Below are 14,969 nucleotides of genomic sequence, written 5' to 3'. Positions count from 1 at the left end.
GGAGAACTGAGATGAAGGCACCCCTGTCCTGGATCCTGGACCACGTCGACGTACCCGAGGGCACGACGACCGACGACATCACCGACCGGCTCACGCTGACCGGCCTCAAGCTCGAGGCCGTCGAGAGCCCGGGACGCGACATCACGGGCCCGCTCGTCGTCGGTCGCGTGCTCACCATGGAGCCCGAGCCGCAGAAGAACGGCAAGACCATCAACTGGTGCACCGTCGACGTCGGCGACGCCAACGGCACGGGCCAGCCGCAGGGCATCGTCTGCGGCGCCCACAACTTCGCGCCCGGCGACCTCGTGGTGACGGTGCTGCCCGGCGGCGTGCTGCCCGGTGGCTTCGAGATCTCCGCGCGCAAGACCTACGGCCATGTCTCGGCCGGCATGATCTGCTCCGCGGCCGAGCTCGGCCTCGGCGAGGACCACGACGGCATCATCGTGCTGCCCGCCGACGCCGGCACGCCCGGCGAGGACGTACGCCCCCTGCTCGGTCTCGACGAGGAGACCATCGAGTTCGAGATCAACCCCGACCGCGCCTACGCGCTGTCGATCCGCGGCATCGCCCGCGAGGTGCTGGTCTCGGTCGAGTGCGCGAGCGGCTTCCGCGACCCGGCGCTGCGCGACACCCCGGCCGCCAACGCCGAGGGCCACCCGGTCGTGGTCGAGGACGCCGAGGGCTGCCCGGTCTTCGTCGCCCGCACGGTCACCGGCTTCGACCCTGCTGCGCCCACCCCGGACTTCATGGTCCGCCGCATCACCGCGGCCGGCATGCGCCCGATCTCGCTGGCCGTCGACGTCACCAACTACGTCATGCTCGAGACCGGCCGTCCCATCCACGGCTACGACGCCGACAAGGTGCAGGGCGCGCTCGTCGTACGCCGTGCGCGCGACGGCGAGCGGCTCACCACCCTCGACGGCACCGACCGCACGCTGGACCCGGGCGACCTGGTCGTCACCGACGACTCGGGGATCATCGGGCTCGGCGGAGTGATGGGCGGTGAGACGACCGAGATCTCGGGGACGACGACCTCGATCCTCGTCGAGGCCGCCCACTGGGACGCGGTGTCGATGTTCCGCACCGGCCGCCGCCACAAGATCACCTCCGAGGCCGGCAAGCGCAACGAGCGCGGGGTCGACCCGACCATCTGCGAGGCCGCCGCCGACCGCGTCGTCGAGCTGCTGGTCGAGCACGGCGGTGCCCAGGCGCACCCCGGCGTCACCGTCGTCGGGTCCGCACCGGCCATCGCGCCCGTCGAGGTCCCTGGTGACCTCGCCGCCCGCGTGTCCGGCATGGACATCACCGAGCAGCGCAGCGTCGAGTGCCTGCGCGCCATCGGGTGCGACGTGACCGGCTCGGGCACCCTGTCGGTCACCCCGCCCCCGTGGCGCCCCGACCTCACCGACGCCCAGGACTTCTCCGAGGAGGTCATCCGCCTCGTCGGATACGACCTGGTCCCGTCGGTGCTCCCGACGCCGCCCTCGGGCCGTGGCCTCACCCGGTCGCAGCAGCTGCGCCGCCGGGTCGGCCGCACGCTTGCGGGAGAGGGCTTCGTCGAGGTCGTCACGTTCCCGTTCATCGGCACCGAGGACCTCGACGCCCTCGGCCTCGCCGCCGACGACCCACGCCGTGACCTGCTCCGGCTGTCCAACCCGCTGAGCGCCGAGGCCGGCTACATGACGACGACCCTGCTGCCGGGCGTGCTGCGCGCGGCCGGCAAGAACGTCGGGCACGGCAACACCGACCTGGCGATCTTCGAGACCGGCACGGTCACCCTGCCCCGTCACGCTGGACCGGCTGCGATCCTGCCGGTCGACCGGCGCCCGAGCGAGGAGGAGTTCGCCGCACTCGACGCAGCGCTCCCCGCGCAGCCGCTGCACCTCGCCGTCGTCGCCGCCGGCGACGCGGTCGCGGGCGGCTGGTGGGGCGAGGCGCGTCCGGTCGCGTGGTCCGACGCGGTCGACGCGGTCCGCTCAGTCGCCGACGCGCTCGGGCTCGAGGTCACCGCCTCCGCCGTCGAGCTGGCTCCCTGGCACCCCGGCCGCTGCGCCGAGCTGTCGGTCGACGGGGAGGTCGTCGGGCACGCCGGCGAGGTTCACCCGAAGGTGTGCGACACCTTCGGCCTGCCCAGGCGCACGGTCGCCGCGGAGATCGACCTCGACCTGCTCATCGCGCGTGCGGTCCACCTGCGCCAGGCCCCGACATTCTCGTCCTACCCCGTCGCCAAGGAGGACGTCGCGCTGGTCGTCGACGCCTCGGTGCCGGCCGCGGACGTCGAGTCGGCGCTGCGCGAGGGTGCGGGCGAGCTGCTCGAGTCGATCCGGCTCTTCGACGTCTACACCGGCGAGCAGGTCGGCGAGGGGAAGAAGTCGCTGGCCTTCGCGCTGCGGTTCCGTGCCCCGGACCGGACCCTCAAGGAGGGTGAGTCAGCCGCCGCTCGCGACGCCGCGATGGCACTCGCCGCCGAGCGCACCGGGGCGGTCCAGCGCGCCTGATCGACATGGCACTGGGCCTTGAGTCTGCTGGAGACTCAAGGCCCAGTGCGTGATCAGCGGGTCTCGCAGGTACGCCGTACCTCGGCCGAGCACCGGTCCCGGTCGTCCTTGCCGACGGCCTTGTCGCGGCCGGTGCCGCCCAGCAGGGTGTCGTCGCCCCTCTGGCCGAACAGCTTGTCGTCGCCGGGGCCGCCGCGGAGGCGGTCCGCCACGTAGCTGCCCAGGACCCGGTCGTCCCCGCGGCCGCCGGAGACCACGACCGGCGTGTCGTGGGCCTGCCAACCTTGGGCGACGCTGGCATCCAGCACGTCGGCGCCGCCGAGGCCCCGCAGACGGATCCGGGCCCCGACCACCTTCATCTTCTCGGCGCGGTCAGAGCCCCGCAGGGACACCTCGCCTCCCTTGACGAACAGGTCCTCCCAGCCGGCGAAGTCGAAGGTGCGGCTGCCGTCGGGGGTCGCCCGCGAGCCACAGGTGAAGGTGCCTCCGAGACGGGCGCGCACCGTCGAGCAGGTGTCGCTGTAGAACCGGTCGCGGCCGCCCCCGCCCTCGACCCTGCCGGATCCGGTCACCGCCAGGACGAGGGAGTCGTCGCCGCCCCCCATCAGGGCTGTGCGGCTGCCGTCCCCCGGTGCGGTGGCGCCGGTGAAGGCCGTGGGCGCCATGACGAGCGACTCGGCGGCATCGGTGCCCACGTAGGTCACGTCGCGGTTGTCCAGCTGCAGGGTGACGTCCGTGAGGTCTCCCGCCCACTGCAGCACCGGCCGGCCGTCGCCGGTGGCCACGCGCCTGCTGGCGTCGACGACCACGGAGGTGGCCTGCCAGCCCTGGTAGAGCTTCATCGTGTTCGCGCCGGTGCCGAGGTCCAGCCCGGACCCCTCCCGCTCACCCGCCCAGTGGACGGTGTCCGCGCCGGGCCCGGTCCCTACGACGTCGGCGTTGGGTGCTCCGGGCGTGGTCGCTCCCGAGTAGACGATGTCGTCGCCGCCGCCCGTGTCGATCGTGTCGGGCGCGGAGTCCTGCATCTGGTAGGTCTCCAGCCCGGCGTGGACCTCCTCGCTGACCGTCGGAGGCTCCGGTCCCTCCGGCACCGACGCGAGGAGACCCCGATAGGTGTCCGCCCCCTCGCCGAGGACGATCCCGTACCTCACCGCGTCGACGTCCGTGCTCTCGTTGACGACCGTGTCATCGCCGGGACCCGCGTCCACGCCGACGTTGCGCCACTCGTCCAGTGGCGTCGCCACGAGGCAGATCAGGTCGTCGCCGCCGAGGCCCCGCACCGTGGTGTACTGCGCCGGCTCGACGGCCATGACGTCGTCGCCCTCGGTGCCGACGATGCCGGTGACCGTCACGGGCTGGCCCTGGCAGGTGGTCGGCGCGGCCGTGGCCGGCAGCGCGAGCGCCGCGAGGCTCCCGCAGGCCAGTGCCGCGGCCACCGCCGCGGACGCAGTCGATCGAGCGGTTCTCATGGATGTCCCCCTGTGAAGCCGATGCACTCTCGCGCGTGGGACGCAGCCCCCGCGTGATTGGTTGCGAGCAGTTCCGGTCAGTCGATCGGCGAGTCCACGACCGCGCGGAACCGATCGTAGGTCGCCCGATCGCCGGCGACGGAGACCTCCTCGTCGCCTCCTCGGCTCCACAGCCACAGGTCGAGTGCCGCGGCCGGACCGTCGATGACGACGTCCGGCTCGACGTCGGCATCCCCCGGCGGGTCGACCACGTGGAAGTCCTCCTCGCCGCCGTAGGTCGTCCCGCTCTCGGGGCTGGTGCCGGAGAACGTGCCGAACCGCAACCAGAACTGGGAGCCCGTGTCGGTGGCATCCACCCGCACCAGGCCCTCGCCGGGCTCCCACGACCCCCACGGCGGGCACCCGCCGTACATCACGTCGAGGACCTCGTGGACGCCGTCGGCGGCCAGCACGGCATTGACACCGGAGGGGGCACCAGCGGTGAGCTCGGCATCGACACGGTGGATCAGCGCCTCGTGCGCCTGCCGGCGCAGGATGAAGCCGACCGTGTGGTCGTCGGACCAGCACCACGCCTTCTCGGCCGGATCCGCGCCGTCGAGGACCCCCACGAGCAGGGCGGACCACGCGTCGTACGCCGCCAGCACGTCGGTGTACTTCTCGGGCCGGGACGGTTCGACCTCCTCGGGGCGCGCGGGTCGGGCAGCCAGCACCTCGGCCCACCAGCGCTGCACCGTCGCCAGGTGCCAGAGCAGGTCAGCGGCGCTCCAGTCGGGACAGGTCGGCACGCGTGCGGCGGGGTCGCAGCCGGTGAGCACCTCGCGGAACCGGGCGGACTCCTCCCGGAGGTGGGTGAGGTAGACGTCCGGGGCCAGGCGGGTGTGGGGTGGGGTCATCCGTGCACGGTAGGCGAACCGGTCCGGTCGGTGCGCGCCCTTTCCGTCCACCCCGGTCGAGCAGTGCATACAGAGCACTGTATAGTCATGCACATGTCCGTGAGAGTCGCCGTTGCCGGAGCCAGTGGGTACGCCGGGGGAGAGGTCCTGCGCCTCCTCCTGGGCCATCCTGACGTCGAGATCGGCGCGCTGACCGCCGGCTCCAACGCGGGCGAGCGCCTCGGCTCGCTCCAGCCGCACCTGCTGCCGCTGGCCGACCGTGTCCTCGCCGACACGACGCTCGAGTCCCTGTCCGGCCACGACGTGGTCTTCCTCGGGCTGCCGCACGGCCAGTCCGCTGCGATCGCGCAGGCGCTCGGTGACGACACAGTGGTCATCGACTGCGGCGCCGACTTCCGGCTGTCGGACCCGGGGGAGTGGGAGACGTTCTACGGCGGCGAGCACGCCGGCTCCTGGCCCTACGGCCTGCCTGAGCTCCCGGGACAGCGCGAGCTGCTGCGCGGCGCGCGGCGCATCGCGGTCCCCGGCTGCTACCCCACCGTGTCCACCCTCGCGATCGTCCCCGCCCTGGCTGCCGGCCTGGTCGAGCCCGACGTGACCGTCGTGGCCGCGTCCGGCACGAGCGGCGCGGGCAAGGCCGCCAAGCCGCACCTGCTCGGCAGCGAGATCATGGGCAACGCCAGCGCCTACGGAGTGGGCGGCTCGCACCGGCACACCCCCGAGATCGTCCAGAACCTCAGCGGCGTCGCCGGCTCGCCCGTGACGGTGGGCTTCACGCCGCTGCTCGTCCCGATGTCGCGCGGGATCCTGGCCACGGTGCAGGCGCCCCTCCGCGACGGGGTGGGGGAGGCCGACGTCCGCGCCGCCTACGAGACGGCGTACGCCGACGAGGCCTTCGTCCACCTGCTCCCCGAGGGCCAGTGGCCCCAGACGCAGTCGGTGCTCGGCTCCAACGCCGTGCAGGTCCAGGTCGCCGTCGACAAGCGCGTACGCCGCCTCGTCGCGGTGGCCGTGGTCGACAACCTGGCCAAGGGCACCGCCGGTGCTGCCGTCCAGTGCATGAACCTCGCCCTCGGCCTCGACGAGGCCACCGGCCTCTCCACGATCGGACTCGCACCATGACCGCACGGACGCACGAGATCGAGCAGTTCCCCGAGACCCTCGCGGTGGTGCGGCTCGCGCCCGGCGCGGAGATCCCGGAGTGGGCCGAGTCGTCCTCGATCTTCTCGATCACCGCGACCAGCGACGAGACCTCGCTCGTGTGCGCCGCGCGCAGCGTGCCGAAGAAGTCCGTGCACCGCGGTCCGTTGACCGCCTTCGCGGTGAAGGGTCCGCTCGACCTCGACCTGGTCGGCGTGCTTCACGGACTGCTCGGCCCGCTCGTGGATGAGGAGGTCAGCGTCCTGACGCTCTCCACCTACGACACCGACTGGATCCTCGTGGCCCGGGACGACGCCGAGCGCGTGGCGGAGGCGTGGCGACGACAGGGCCACACCGTCGCCCCCGCCGATCCCTCCCGGAAGAAGAAGTCATGACCGTCACCCACCCTGCGGGCTTCACCGCCTCCGGCGTCGCCGCCGGGCTCAAGTCGACCGGTGCCCGCGACCTGGCCCTCGTCGTCAACCAGGGCCCCACCCACGACTCCGCCACCGTCTTCACCGCCAACCGCTGCAAGGCCAACCCGATCCTGTGGAGCCAGGAGGTCGTCAAGGACGGCGTCGTGCGCGCGGTGGTGCTCAACTCCGGCGGCGCCAACTGCTACACCGGCCCCGAGGGCTTCCAGACCACGCACGCCGTGGCCGAGAAGGTCGCCGACGGACTGGGCATCGGCGCGATCGACGTCGTCGTCTGCTCGACCGGGCTGATCGGCCTGGCCAACGACCGCGACGACCTGCTCGCGGGCGTCGAGGCCGCCACCGCAGCGCTGTCGCAGGACGGCGGTGCCCTGGCGGCGGAGGCCATCATGACCACCGACTCGGTCAGCAAGAACACCGTGGTCGAGGGCGCCGGGTGGTCGATCGGCGGCATGGCCAAGGGCGCCGGGATGCTCGCGCCCCAGCTGGCGACGATGTTGGTCGTCCTCACCACCGACGCCGTGGTGCCGGCCACCGAGCTCGACGCCGCACTGCGCGCCGCCACCCGGGTCAGCTTCGACCGGCTCGACTCCGACGGCTGCATGTCGACCAACGACACCGTGACAGTGATGGCCAGCGGCGCGAGCGGCATCACGCCCACCCCGGAGGACTTCACGGCCGCGCTCACCCAGGCGTGCACGGACCTTGCGATGCAGCTGCTCAAGGACGCCGAGGGCGCCGACCACGAGATCGCGATCACCACGCTGCACGCCGCGAGCGAGGACGAGGCCGTCGAGGTCAGCCGCAGCGTCGCGCGGAGCAACCTCTTCAAGGCCGCGATCTTCGGCAACGACCCCAACTGGGGCCGCGTGCTCGCCTCCATCGGCACCACGAGCGCGACCTTCGACCCCGCCGACCTCGACGTCGCCATGAACGGCGTCTGGGTCTGCCGGCAGTCCACTCCCGCCGAGGACCCGGCCACCGTCGACCTCACGCCCCGCGAGGTCAGCGTGACCATCGACCTCAAGTCCGGCGACGCCCGCGCGACCGTCTGGACCAACGACCTCACCCACGCCTACGTCCACGAGAACAGCGCCTACAGCTCATGACTGACGAGATGACGAACCAGAGCCCCCGCCGCCCCGACCCCGCCAAGGCACGCACGCTCGCCGCCGCGCTGCCGTGGCTCAAGCGCTACCACGGTCAGACGATCGTGGTGAAGTACGGCGGCAACGCCATGACCGACGAGTCCCTCAAGGTCGCCTTCGCCGAGGACATCGCCTTCCTCCGCTTCGCCGGCTTCAAGCCCGTCGTCGTGCATGGTGGCGGCCCCCAGATCTCCCGGATGCTCGACAAGCTCGGCATCGAGTCGGAGTTCCGTGGCGGCCTGCGGGTCACCACCCCCGAGGCGATGGACGTCGTCCGAATGGTCCTGGTCGGGCAGGTCCAGCGGGAGCTGGTCGGCCTGATCAACCAGCACGGCGCGCTCGCCGTCGGCCTCTCCGGCGAGGACGCGGGACTCTTCACCGCCGAGGCGACCAACACCATCGTCGACGGTGAGGAGGTCGACCTCGGGCTGGTCGGCGAGGTCGCCCGGGTGCGCCCTGAGGCGGTCCTGGACCTCATCGAGGCGGGCCGGGTGCCGGTGGTCAGCTCGGTGGCGCCCGACGTCGACGGCGTGGTCCACAACGTCAACGCCGACACCGCGGCCGCGGCGCTCGCCATCGCTCTCGGCGCCGAGAAGCTGCTCGTCCTCACCGACGTCGAGGGCCTCTACCGCGACTACGGCAACTCCGACGACCTCATCCAGGAGATCAGCCCGGAGGCGCTGGGGGAGATGCTGCCGAGCCTCGACGCTGGCATGGTCCCCAAGATGCGGGCCTGCTACGAGGCGGTCACCGGCGGCGTCCCACGCGCGACGGTGGTCGACGGCCGCGAGCCGCACTCGGTGCTGCTCGAGATCTTCACCGACGAGGGCGTCGGCACCCAGGTGCTGCCCGGCGTCGCGACCCGGATGCGCAAGCCCTACGCCCCGCAGGACGAGTCATGAGCATCCAGGAGCGCTACACCGGCGCCGTGATGAACACCTTCGGCCCGCCTGCGCTGGCCCTGGTCCGTGGCCGCGGCGCGCACGTGTGGGACGCCGACGGCAAGGAGTACGTCGACCTGCTCGGCGGCATCGCCGTGAACGCCCTCGGCCACGCGCACCCCGTTTTGGTCGAGGCCGTGACCACCCAGCTCTCGACCCTGGGCCACGTCTCGAACTTCTTCGCCACCGAGCCCCAGGTCGCCCTCGCCGAGCGCCTCCAGGCGCTGCTCGGCTGGGACGAGTCGCGCGTCTTCTTCAGCAACTCCGGCGCCGAGGCCAACGAGGCCGCGATCAAGCTGACCCGGCGCACCGGCCGCACCCGGATCGTCGCCGCCGAGGGCTCCTTCCACGGTCGCACGATGGGCGCGCTGGCGCTCACGTCCAAGGCGGCCTACCGCGAGCCGTTCGAGCCCCTCCCCGGCCACGTCACCTTCGTCCCGTACGACGACGTGGCGGCCCTCGAGGACGCGGTGGACGAGACCGTCGCCGCCGTCGTCCTCGAGCCGATCCAGGGAGAGGCGGGCGTCGTCGTCCCGTCAGCCGACTACCTCCGCGCCGCCCAGCGCATCGCGCACGACCACGGCGCCCTGCTGTGGCTCGACGAGGTGCAGACCGGCATCGCCCGCACGGGCGCCTGGTTCGCCCACCAGCTGCTGGACGGGGTCGAGCCCGACCTCGTGACGCTCGCCAAGGGCCTCGGTGGAGGCATCCCCATCGGGGCCACCGTCGCCCGGAGACGGGCCGCGACCCTGCTCCAGCCCGGCAACCACGGCACGACGTTCGGGGGCAACCCTGTCGCGTGCGCCGCCGCGCTCGCCGTCCTCGACACCGTCGAGGCCGAGGGCCTGCTCGCCGCCGCGGTCGAGCGTGGCGACCAGCTCGCCGACCTGCTCGCGAGCCAGGAGGGGGTCGTCGAGGTCGCCGGGGCCGGGCTGATGCGCGGCGCCGAGCTCGACGGGCCGTACGCCCCGCACGTGGTCGCCGCCGCCCGCGACGCCGGCTTCATCCTCAACGCGACGGGGCCCTCGCGCCTGCGGTTCGTGCCGCCGCTGGTCCTCACCTCCGACGACGTCGACGCGCTCGGACGCGCCCTGCCCCAGATCCTCGAGTCCGCCCGGACCGCTGCCCAGGAGACCACCCCATGACCCGCCACTTCCTCCGCGACGACGACCTGTCGCCCGCAGAGCTGCTCGAGGTGCTCGACCTGGCCGACGCGATGAAGGCCGACCCGTTCGGGCCCAAGCCGCTAGCCGGTCCGCACACCGTCGCGCTGGTCTTCGACCGTCCGACCCTGCGCACGCAGGTCTCCTTCGCGGCCGGCATCGCCGAGCTCGGCGGCAACCCGATGACCGTCGACGGCGGGCTGGCGGCCATGGGCTCGCGTGAGGGCGTCGAGGACGTGGCCCGCGTCCTGGGTCGCCAGGCCTCGGCGATCGTGTGGCGCACCGCCCACCAGAGCGACGTGGTGACCATGGCCGAGCACGCCGGCGTACCGGTCCTCAACGCGCTCACCGACGAGTTCCACCCGTGCCAGCTGCTCGCCGACCTGCAGACGGTGCGCGAGCACAAGGGGCGCCTCGCCGGCGTCCGCGCCGCCTTCGTCGGTGACGGTGCCTGCAACATGGGCAACTCGTGGGTGCTGGCCGGTGCCTCGGCCGGGATGCACGTCGTCGTCGGCGCGCCCGAGGGCTTCGCCCCCGACGCCACGGTCGTGGCGCAGGCGCGCGAGCTCGCCCAGCAGACCGGCGGCTCCATCGAGATCACCACCGACCCCGTCGAGGCGGTCGCCGGCGCCGACGTCGTCATCACCGACTCGTGGGTCAGCATGGGTCGCGAGGAGGAGTCGCAGGACCGCCTCCGCGTCTTCCCGCCCTACGGTGTGACCGAGGAGCTCCTGGCCCACGCTGCGGCGGACGCCATCGTGATGCACTGCCTCCCGGCCTACCGCGGCAAGGAGATCGACGAGGCCGTCATCGAGGGCCCGCAGTCCGTGGTGTGGGACGAGGCCGAGAACCGCCGCCACGCCCAGAAGGCCGTCCTCACCTGGCTCCTGGAGCACCCGTGAGCGCGATGACCCCGCTGACCAAGGGCGCACGGCACCAGCGGATCATCGACCTCGTGACCTCCCGGCCGGTGCGCTCCCAGACCGAGCTCGCCGACCTGCTGGCCGGCCTCGGCGTACGCGTCACTCAGGCCACGCTGAGCCGCGACCTCGTCGAGCTCGACGCGGTCAAGGTCCGCGGCGCCGACGGAGCGCTGGTCTACGCCGTCCCCGGCGAGGGCGGCGACCGCACGCCGACTGCCCCGCGCGACTCCGCCGCCGGGCGCGACCGGCTCGCCCGGCTCTGTGCCGAGCTGCTGGTCAGCGCGGAGGCCAGTGCCAACCTCGTCGTGCTGCGCACCCCGCCGGGGGCCGCCCAGTTCCTGGCCAGCGCGTTCGACAAGGCCGACCTCGGCGACATCCTCGGCACGATCGCCGGCGACGACACCCTGCTCGTCATCGGCCGTGAGCCGCTCGGCGGGGACGCACTCGCCCAGCGGTTCCTCGACCTGGCCAACCATCCGCACCACACCACCACCTCTGCAAAGGACGTCCTGTGAGCAAGGTCCTCACCTCCCTCCCCGTCGGCGAGCGCGTCGGCATCGCCTTCTCCGGAGGCCTCGACACCTCGGTGGCGGTCGCCTGGATGCGCGAGAAGGGCGCGGTGCCCTGCACCTACACCGCCGACATCGGGCAGTACGACGAGCCCGACATCTCCGGGGTGCCCTCGCGGGCGATGCAGTACGGCGCCGAGATCGCACGCGCGGTCGACTGCCGCGCCTCGCTCGTCGAGGAGGGCCTCGCCGCGATGGTCTGCGGCGCCTTCCACATCCGCTCCGGCGGTCGCACCTACTTCAACACCACGCCGCTCGGTCGTGCCGTGACGGGGATGATGCTGGTCCGCGCGATGCACGAGGACGGTGTCGACATCTGGGGCGACGGGTCGACCTTCAAGGGCAACGACATCGAGCGGTTCTACCGCTACGGCCTGCTCGCCAACCCCGAGCTGCGCATCTACAAGCCGTGGCTCGACGCCGACTTCGTCCACGAGCTGGGTGGCCGCGACGAGATGAGCCAGTGGCTCACCGAGCGCGACCTGCCCTACCGCGACAGCAAGGAGAAGGCCTACTCCACCGACGCCAACATCTGGGGCGCCACCCACGAGGCCAAGACCCTCGAGCACCTCGACGTCTCGCTGGAGACCGTCGAGCCGATCATGGGCGTGAAGTTCTGGGACCCCTCCGTCGTGATCGACACCGAGGACGTGACGATCCGCTTCGACCAGGGCCGGCCCGTCGCGATCAACGGCCAGTCCTTCACCGACGCCGTCCAGCTGGTGCTGAAGGCGAACGAGATCGGCGGGCGCCACGGGCTCGGCATGTCCGACCAGATCGAGAACCGGATCATCGAGGCCAAGTCCCGCGGCATCTACGAGGCACCCGGCATGGCGTTGCTGTGGATCGCCTACGAGCGACTGCTCAACGCGGTGCACAACGAGGACACCATCGAGAGCTACCACAGCCAGGGGCGCCGCCTGGGCCGGCTGCTCTACGAGGGCCGCTGGCTCGACCCGCAGGCGCTGATGATGCGCGAGGCGATCCAGCGCTGGGTGGCTTCCCTGGTGACCGGTGAGGTGACGCTCCGGCTGCGGCGCGGCGAGGACTACACCGTCCTGGCCACCGAGGGTCCGGCCTTCTCCTACCACCCCGACAAGCTCTCCATGGAGCGCACCGACAACGCCGTCTTCGGCCCGACCGACCGGATCGGCCAGCTCACGATGCGCAACCTCGACATCGCCGACTCGCGCAGCAAGCTCGAGCTCTACGCCTCCCAGCCGCAGGACCAGGGCCACGTCCTGGTCGAGAACGGCAACCTGTTCGGTGAGATCGAGCCCGGGGGAGCCGACCGCATCGCCCGGCGCAACGGCGCCGACCAGCTCGACGACGAGGCGCTCGACCACGCGGCGATGGACGTCGGGACCGACTGATGGGCGAGCACGGCACCACCAACGAGGGCGCGCTCTGGGGTGGCCGCTTCGCCAGCGGGCCGTCGCCCGAGCTGCAGGCGCTGTCGCGGTCCACGCACTTCGACTGGCAGCTCACCCCGTACGACCTCGCGGGCTCGCGGGCTCACGCCAACGCGCTGCACCGGGCCGGCCTGCTGACCGACGCCGACCACGCGGAGCTGTTGCGCGGGCTCGGGGTGCTGGGCGAGAGGTACGCCGCCGGCCACCTGCGCCCCTCCGACACCGACGAGGACGTGCACGGCGCCCTCGAACGCCTGCTGCTCGACGAGGTCGGCACCGAGATCGGGGGCCGGCTGCGGGCCGGCCGCTCGCGCAACGACCAGGTCGCGACGCTGTTCCGGGCCTACCTCCGCGACCACGCGCGCACGATCTCAGCGCTGCTGCTCGACCTCGTCGACGTCCTGGCCGGCCAGGCCGAGGCGCACCTCGAGGTCGTCATGCCGGGCCGCACCCACCTCCAGCACGCCCAGCCGGTGCTGCTCGCGCACCACCTGATGGCCCACGCCTGGCCGCTGCTGCGCGACGTCAGCCGGATCCGCGACTGGGATGCTCGAGTGGCCGACGACTCGCCGTACGGCTCCGGTGCCCTCGCGGGTCAGACGCTGGGGCTCGATCCCCTGGCCGTCGCCGCCGAGCTCGGGTTCTCGGGATCCTCGGCGAACTCGATCGACGGGACCTCGGCCCGTGACTTCGCGGCCGAGTTCGCCTTCGTGACCGCGCAGGTCGGGGTCGACCTCTCGCGGCTCGCGGAGGAGGTCATCCTCTGGACCACTCGCGAGTTCGACTTCGCCCGGCTGCACGACTCGTGGTCGACCGGGTCGAGCATCATGCCGCAGAAGAAGAACCCCGACATCGCCGAGCTCGCGCGCGGCAAGGCCGGGCGCCTCATCGGCAACCTGTCCGGGTTGATGGCGACCCTCAAGGGCCTCCCGCTCGCCTACAACCGCGACCTGCAGGAGGACAAGGAGCCGGTCTTCGACTCCGTCGAGACCCTCGAGGTGCTCCTGCCCGCGGTGACCGGCATGGTCGCGACACTCACGTTCAACGGCGAGCGCATGGCCGAACTCGCGCCGCAGGGCTTCTCGCTCGCCACCGACATCGCCGAGTGGCTGGTCCGCCAGGGCGTTCCGTTCCGCGACGCCCACGAGGTGGCCGGTGCGTGCGTACGCCGCTGCGAGGAGCTCGGCTGCGACCTCCCCAACCTGACCGACGACCAGCTCGCCGCCGTCTCGCCGGCACTGACCCCCGACGTACGCGCGGTCCTCACCGTCGACGGTTCCGTCGCCTCCCGCTCGGGACGGGGCGGCACCGCCCCGGTGCGCGTGGGGGAGCAGCTCGACGAGCTGCGCTCGGCGAGTGCCGACCACCGTGCCCGCCTGGGCTGAGGGCGACCCCCTCGAGGTCGCCCCGCGACTCCTCGGCGCGGTGCTGACGCACGGGGGAGTCGCACTGCGGATCACCGAGGTGGAGGCGTACGCCGGCCCGGCCGATCCTGGGTCGCACGCCTTCCGTGGGCGTACGCCTCGCAACGAGGTCATGTTCGGACCGCCCGGTCGCTTGTACGTCTACTTCGTCTACGGCATGCACCACTGCGCCAACATCGTCACCGGTGGCGACGGCGATCCCGGAGCTGTGTTGCTCCGCGCCGGTGAGGTCGTGTCCGGGATCGAGCTCGCACGGGAGCGCCGGGCAGGCAGTCCCGACCGCGAGCTGGCCCGCGGACCGGCGCGGTTGTGTCGCGCGATGGGCATCGATCTGACGCACAACGGGTCGGAGGTGGAGCTGCAGGCGGGGGAGCAGGTGGTCCAGATCAGTACCGGTCCACGCGTGGGACTGCGCCAGGCGGCCGACCGTCCGTGGCGGTTCTGGGTCACCGGCGACCGCACGGTCAGCTCGTACCGCCCCGCCCTACCACGCCGCGCAGGCCGCTGACCTGCGGTTATGCGTGAAGGCGACCCCCGGTTTGTCATGTCGCCCGATCGTCGTCTAATGTTTCACCTGTCGCCGCAAGCGGCGCCGCCTCCTGGCCAGAAGGTCAGATGAAGCGGAAACCAGCTGCGACCACCGAAGCACGAAGTTCCGCCGAGTTTGACGCGGGATGGAGCGCCCGGTAAGTTTCTGCAGGTTGCCCCGCGACCAACCCGGCCAAGCCGGTGAGGAACGTGTGCGTCTGATTCTTGAGAACTCAACAGTGTGTTTGATTAGTCGACGAATTAGTTTGTTATGCCCCGTTGGCTCTTCTTCTTCAGCCTTTTTGGGGTTGGGGTGGTTGGGTCGCGGTTTCTTTGACAATGATTCTGACAGATGTCAGTTTTGTTCAGTCAGGGGATGTGGCTCTTATTGATTGTGGCTGGCCTGGCCTTTGGTTGGGTTGGTTCA

General features: G+C 71.9%; 13 protein-coding genes. 11 read left to right on the top strand and 2 right to left on the bottom strand.

Annotated features, from left to right (window positions below; translation table 11 throughout):
- The first annotated feature begins 11 nt into the window (after nucleotides 1–11).
- Nucleotides 12–2,498, top strand: coding sequence for a phenylalanine--tRNA ligase subunit beta (gene pheT / locus IRX98_RS12685; RefSeq protein ID WP_224277265.1), 2,487 nt, complete (start codon nucleotides 12–14; stop codon nucleotides 2,496–2,498).
- A gap of 53 nt (nucleotides 2,499–2,551) precedes the next feature.
- Here pheT and IRX98_RS12680 read toward each other — a convergent pair whose 3' ends face one another.
- Both IRX98_RS12680 and IRX98_RS12675 read right to left on the bottom strand, forming a co-directional pair.
- A complete protein-coding gene (locus tag IRX98_RS12680; protein WP_224277263.1) occupies nucleotides 2,552–3,967 on the bottom strand; it encodes a calcium-binding protein in 1,416 nt (471 codons plus the stop codon).
- 77 nt (nucleotides 3,968–4,044) lie between these two features.
- Nucleotides 4,045–4,860, bottom strand: coding sequence for a maleylpyruvate isomerase family mycothiol-dependent enzyme (locus IRX98_RS12675; protein ID WP_224277261.1), 816 nt, complete (start codon nucleotides 4,858–4,860; stop codon nucleotides 4,045–4,047).
- 93 nt (nucleotides 4,861–4,953) lie between these two features.
- Between IRX98_RS12675 and argC the strand changes: the two genes are divergently transcribed.
- Genes argC through IRX98_RS12625 form a run of 10 tightly spaced genes read left to right on the top strand, consistent with a single transcriptional unit; the run spans nucleotide 4,954 to nucleotide 14,522 of the window.
- Nucleotides 4,954–5,982, top strand: a complete 1,029-nt coding sequence (gene argC / locus IRX98_RS12670; protein ID WP_224277259.1) for an N-acetyl-gamma-glutamyl-phosphate reductase — start codon at nucleotides 4,954–4,956, stop codon at nucleotides 5,980–5,982.
- Entirely contained in the window at nucleotides 5,979–6,395 is a 417-nt protein-coding gene (locus IRX98_RS12665; protein ID WP_224277257.1) for an ACT domain-containing protein, read from the top strand. Before argC ends, IRX98_RS12665 begins: the two co-directional genes overlap by 4 nt.
- On the top strand, nucleotides 6,392–7,543 hold the full coding sequence (gene argJ, locus IRX98_RS12660) for a bifunctional glutamate N-acetyltransferase/amino-acid acetyltransferase ArgJ (RefSeq protein ID WP_224277255.1): 1,152 nt from the start codon (nucleotides 6,392–6,394) through the stop codon (nucleotides 7,541–7,543). The genes IRX98_RS12665 and argJ overlap by 4 nt, the downstream gene beginning before the upstream one ends.
- Before the next feature lie 8 nt (nucleotides 7,544–7,551).
- Complete coding sequence (gene argB / locus IRX98_RS12655; protein ID WP_224277253.1) at nucleotides 7,552–8,484, top strand: acetylglutamate kinase; 933 nt, start codon at nucleotides 7,552–7,554, stop codon at nucleotides 8,482–8,484.
- Nucleotides 8,481–9,668: an acetylornithine transaminase gene (locus IRX98_RS12650; protein ID WP_224277251.1), complete on the top strand. Its 1,188-nt coding sequence runs from the start codon at nucleotides 8,481–8,483 to the stop codon at nucleotides 9,666–9,668. The genes argB and IRX98_RS12650 overlap by 4 nt, the downstream gene beginning before the upstream one ends.
- Nucleotides 9,665–10,588, top strand: a complete 924-nt coding sequence (gene argF / locus IRX98_RS12645) for an ornithine carbamoyltransferase (protein WP_224277249.1) — start codon at nucleotides 9,665–9,667, stop codon at nucleotides 10,586–10,588. Before IRX98_RS12650 ends, argF begins: the two co-directional genes overlap by 4 nt.
- Before the next feature lie 5 nt (nucleotides 10,589–10,593).
- Nucleotides 10,594–11,124 carry an arginine repressor gene (locus IRX98_RS12640; RefSeq protein ID WP_224277624.1) on the top strand — a complete coding sequence of 177 codons (531 nt, stop codon included), beginning with the start codon at nucleotides 10,594–10,596 and terminating at the stop codon, nucleotides 11,122–11,124.
- Complete coding sequence (gene argG / locus IRX98_RS12635; RefSeq protein WP_224277246.1) at nucleotides 11,121–12,551, top strand: argininosuccinate synthase; 1,431 nt, start codon at nucleotides 11,121–11,123, stop codon at nucleotides 12,549–12,551. The genes IRX98_RS12640 and argG overlap by 4 nt, the downstream gene beginning before the upstream one ends.
- A complete protein-coding gene (gene argH / locus IRX98_RS12630; protein WP_224277244.1) occupies nucleotides 12,551–13,975 on the top strand; it encodes an argininosuccinate lyase in 1,425 nt (474 codons plus the stop codon). The genes argG and argH overlap by 1 nt, the downstream gene beginning before the upstream one ends.
- On the top strand, nucleotides 13,947–14,522 hold the full coding sequence (locus tag IRX98_RS12625; RefSeq protein WP_224277242.1) for a DNA-3-methyladenine glycosylase: 576 nt from the start codon (nucleotides 13,947–13,949) through the stop codon (nucleotides 14,520–14,522). Before argH ends, IRX98_RS12625 begins: the two co-directional genes overlap by 29 nt.
- The last annotated feature ends 447 nt before the right edge of the window (nucleotides 14,523–14,969 follow it).

This window comes from Nocardioides lacusdianchii, assembly GCF_020102855.1.
Lineage (GTDB): Bacteria > Actinomycetota > Actinomycetes > Propionibacteriales > Nocardioidaceae > Nocardioides > Nocardioides lacusdianchii.
This window is presented reverse-complemented; position numbering and strand designations above follow the sequence as displayed.

Bases quoted from the DNA above. Each gene is read 5' to 3' on its own strand.
- pheT (WP_224277265.1), top strand. From the start codon at position 12: ATGAAGGCACCCCTGTCCTGGATCCTGGACCACGTCGACGTACCCGAG.
- argH (WP_224277244.1), top strand. From the start codon at position 12,551: ATGGGCGAGCACGGCACCACCAACGAGGGCGCGCTCTGGGGTGGCCGC.
- argB (WP_224277253.1), top strand. From the start codon at position 7,552: ATGACGAACCAGAGCCCCCGCCGCCCCGACCCCGCCAAGGCACGCACG.
- IRX98_RS12675 (WP_224277261.1), bottom strand. From the start codon at position 4,860: ATGACCCCACCCCACACCCGCCTGGCCCCGGACGTCTACCTCACCCAC.
- IRX98_RS12665 (WP_224277257.1), top strand. From the start codon at position 5,979: ATGACCGCACGGACGCACGAGATCGAGCAGTTCCCCGAGACCCTCGCG.
- IRX98_RS12650 (WP_224277251.1), top strand. From the start codon at position 8,481: ATGAGCATCCAGGAGCGCTACACCGGCGCCGTGATGAACACCTTCGGC.
- IRX98_RS12680 (WP_224277263.1), bottom strand. From the start codon at position 3,967: ATGAGAACCGCTCGATCGACTGCGTCCGCGGCGGTGGCCGCGGCACTG.
- argF (WP_224277249.1), top strand. From the start codon at position 9,665: ATGACCCGCCACTTCCTCCGCGACGACGACCTGTCGCCCGCAGAGCTG.
- IRX98_RS12640 (WP_224277624.1), top strand. From the start codon at position 10,594: ATGACCCCGCTGACCAAGGGCGCACGGCACCAGCGGATCATCGACCTC.
- argC (WP_224277259.1), top strand. From the start codon at position 4,954: ATGTCCGTGAGAGTCGCCGTTGCCGGAGCCAGTGGGTACGCCGGGGGA.
- argJ (WP_224277255.1), top strand. From the start codon at position 6,392: ATGACCGTCACCCACCCTGCGGGCTTCACCGCCTCCGGCGTCGCCGCC.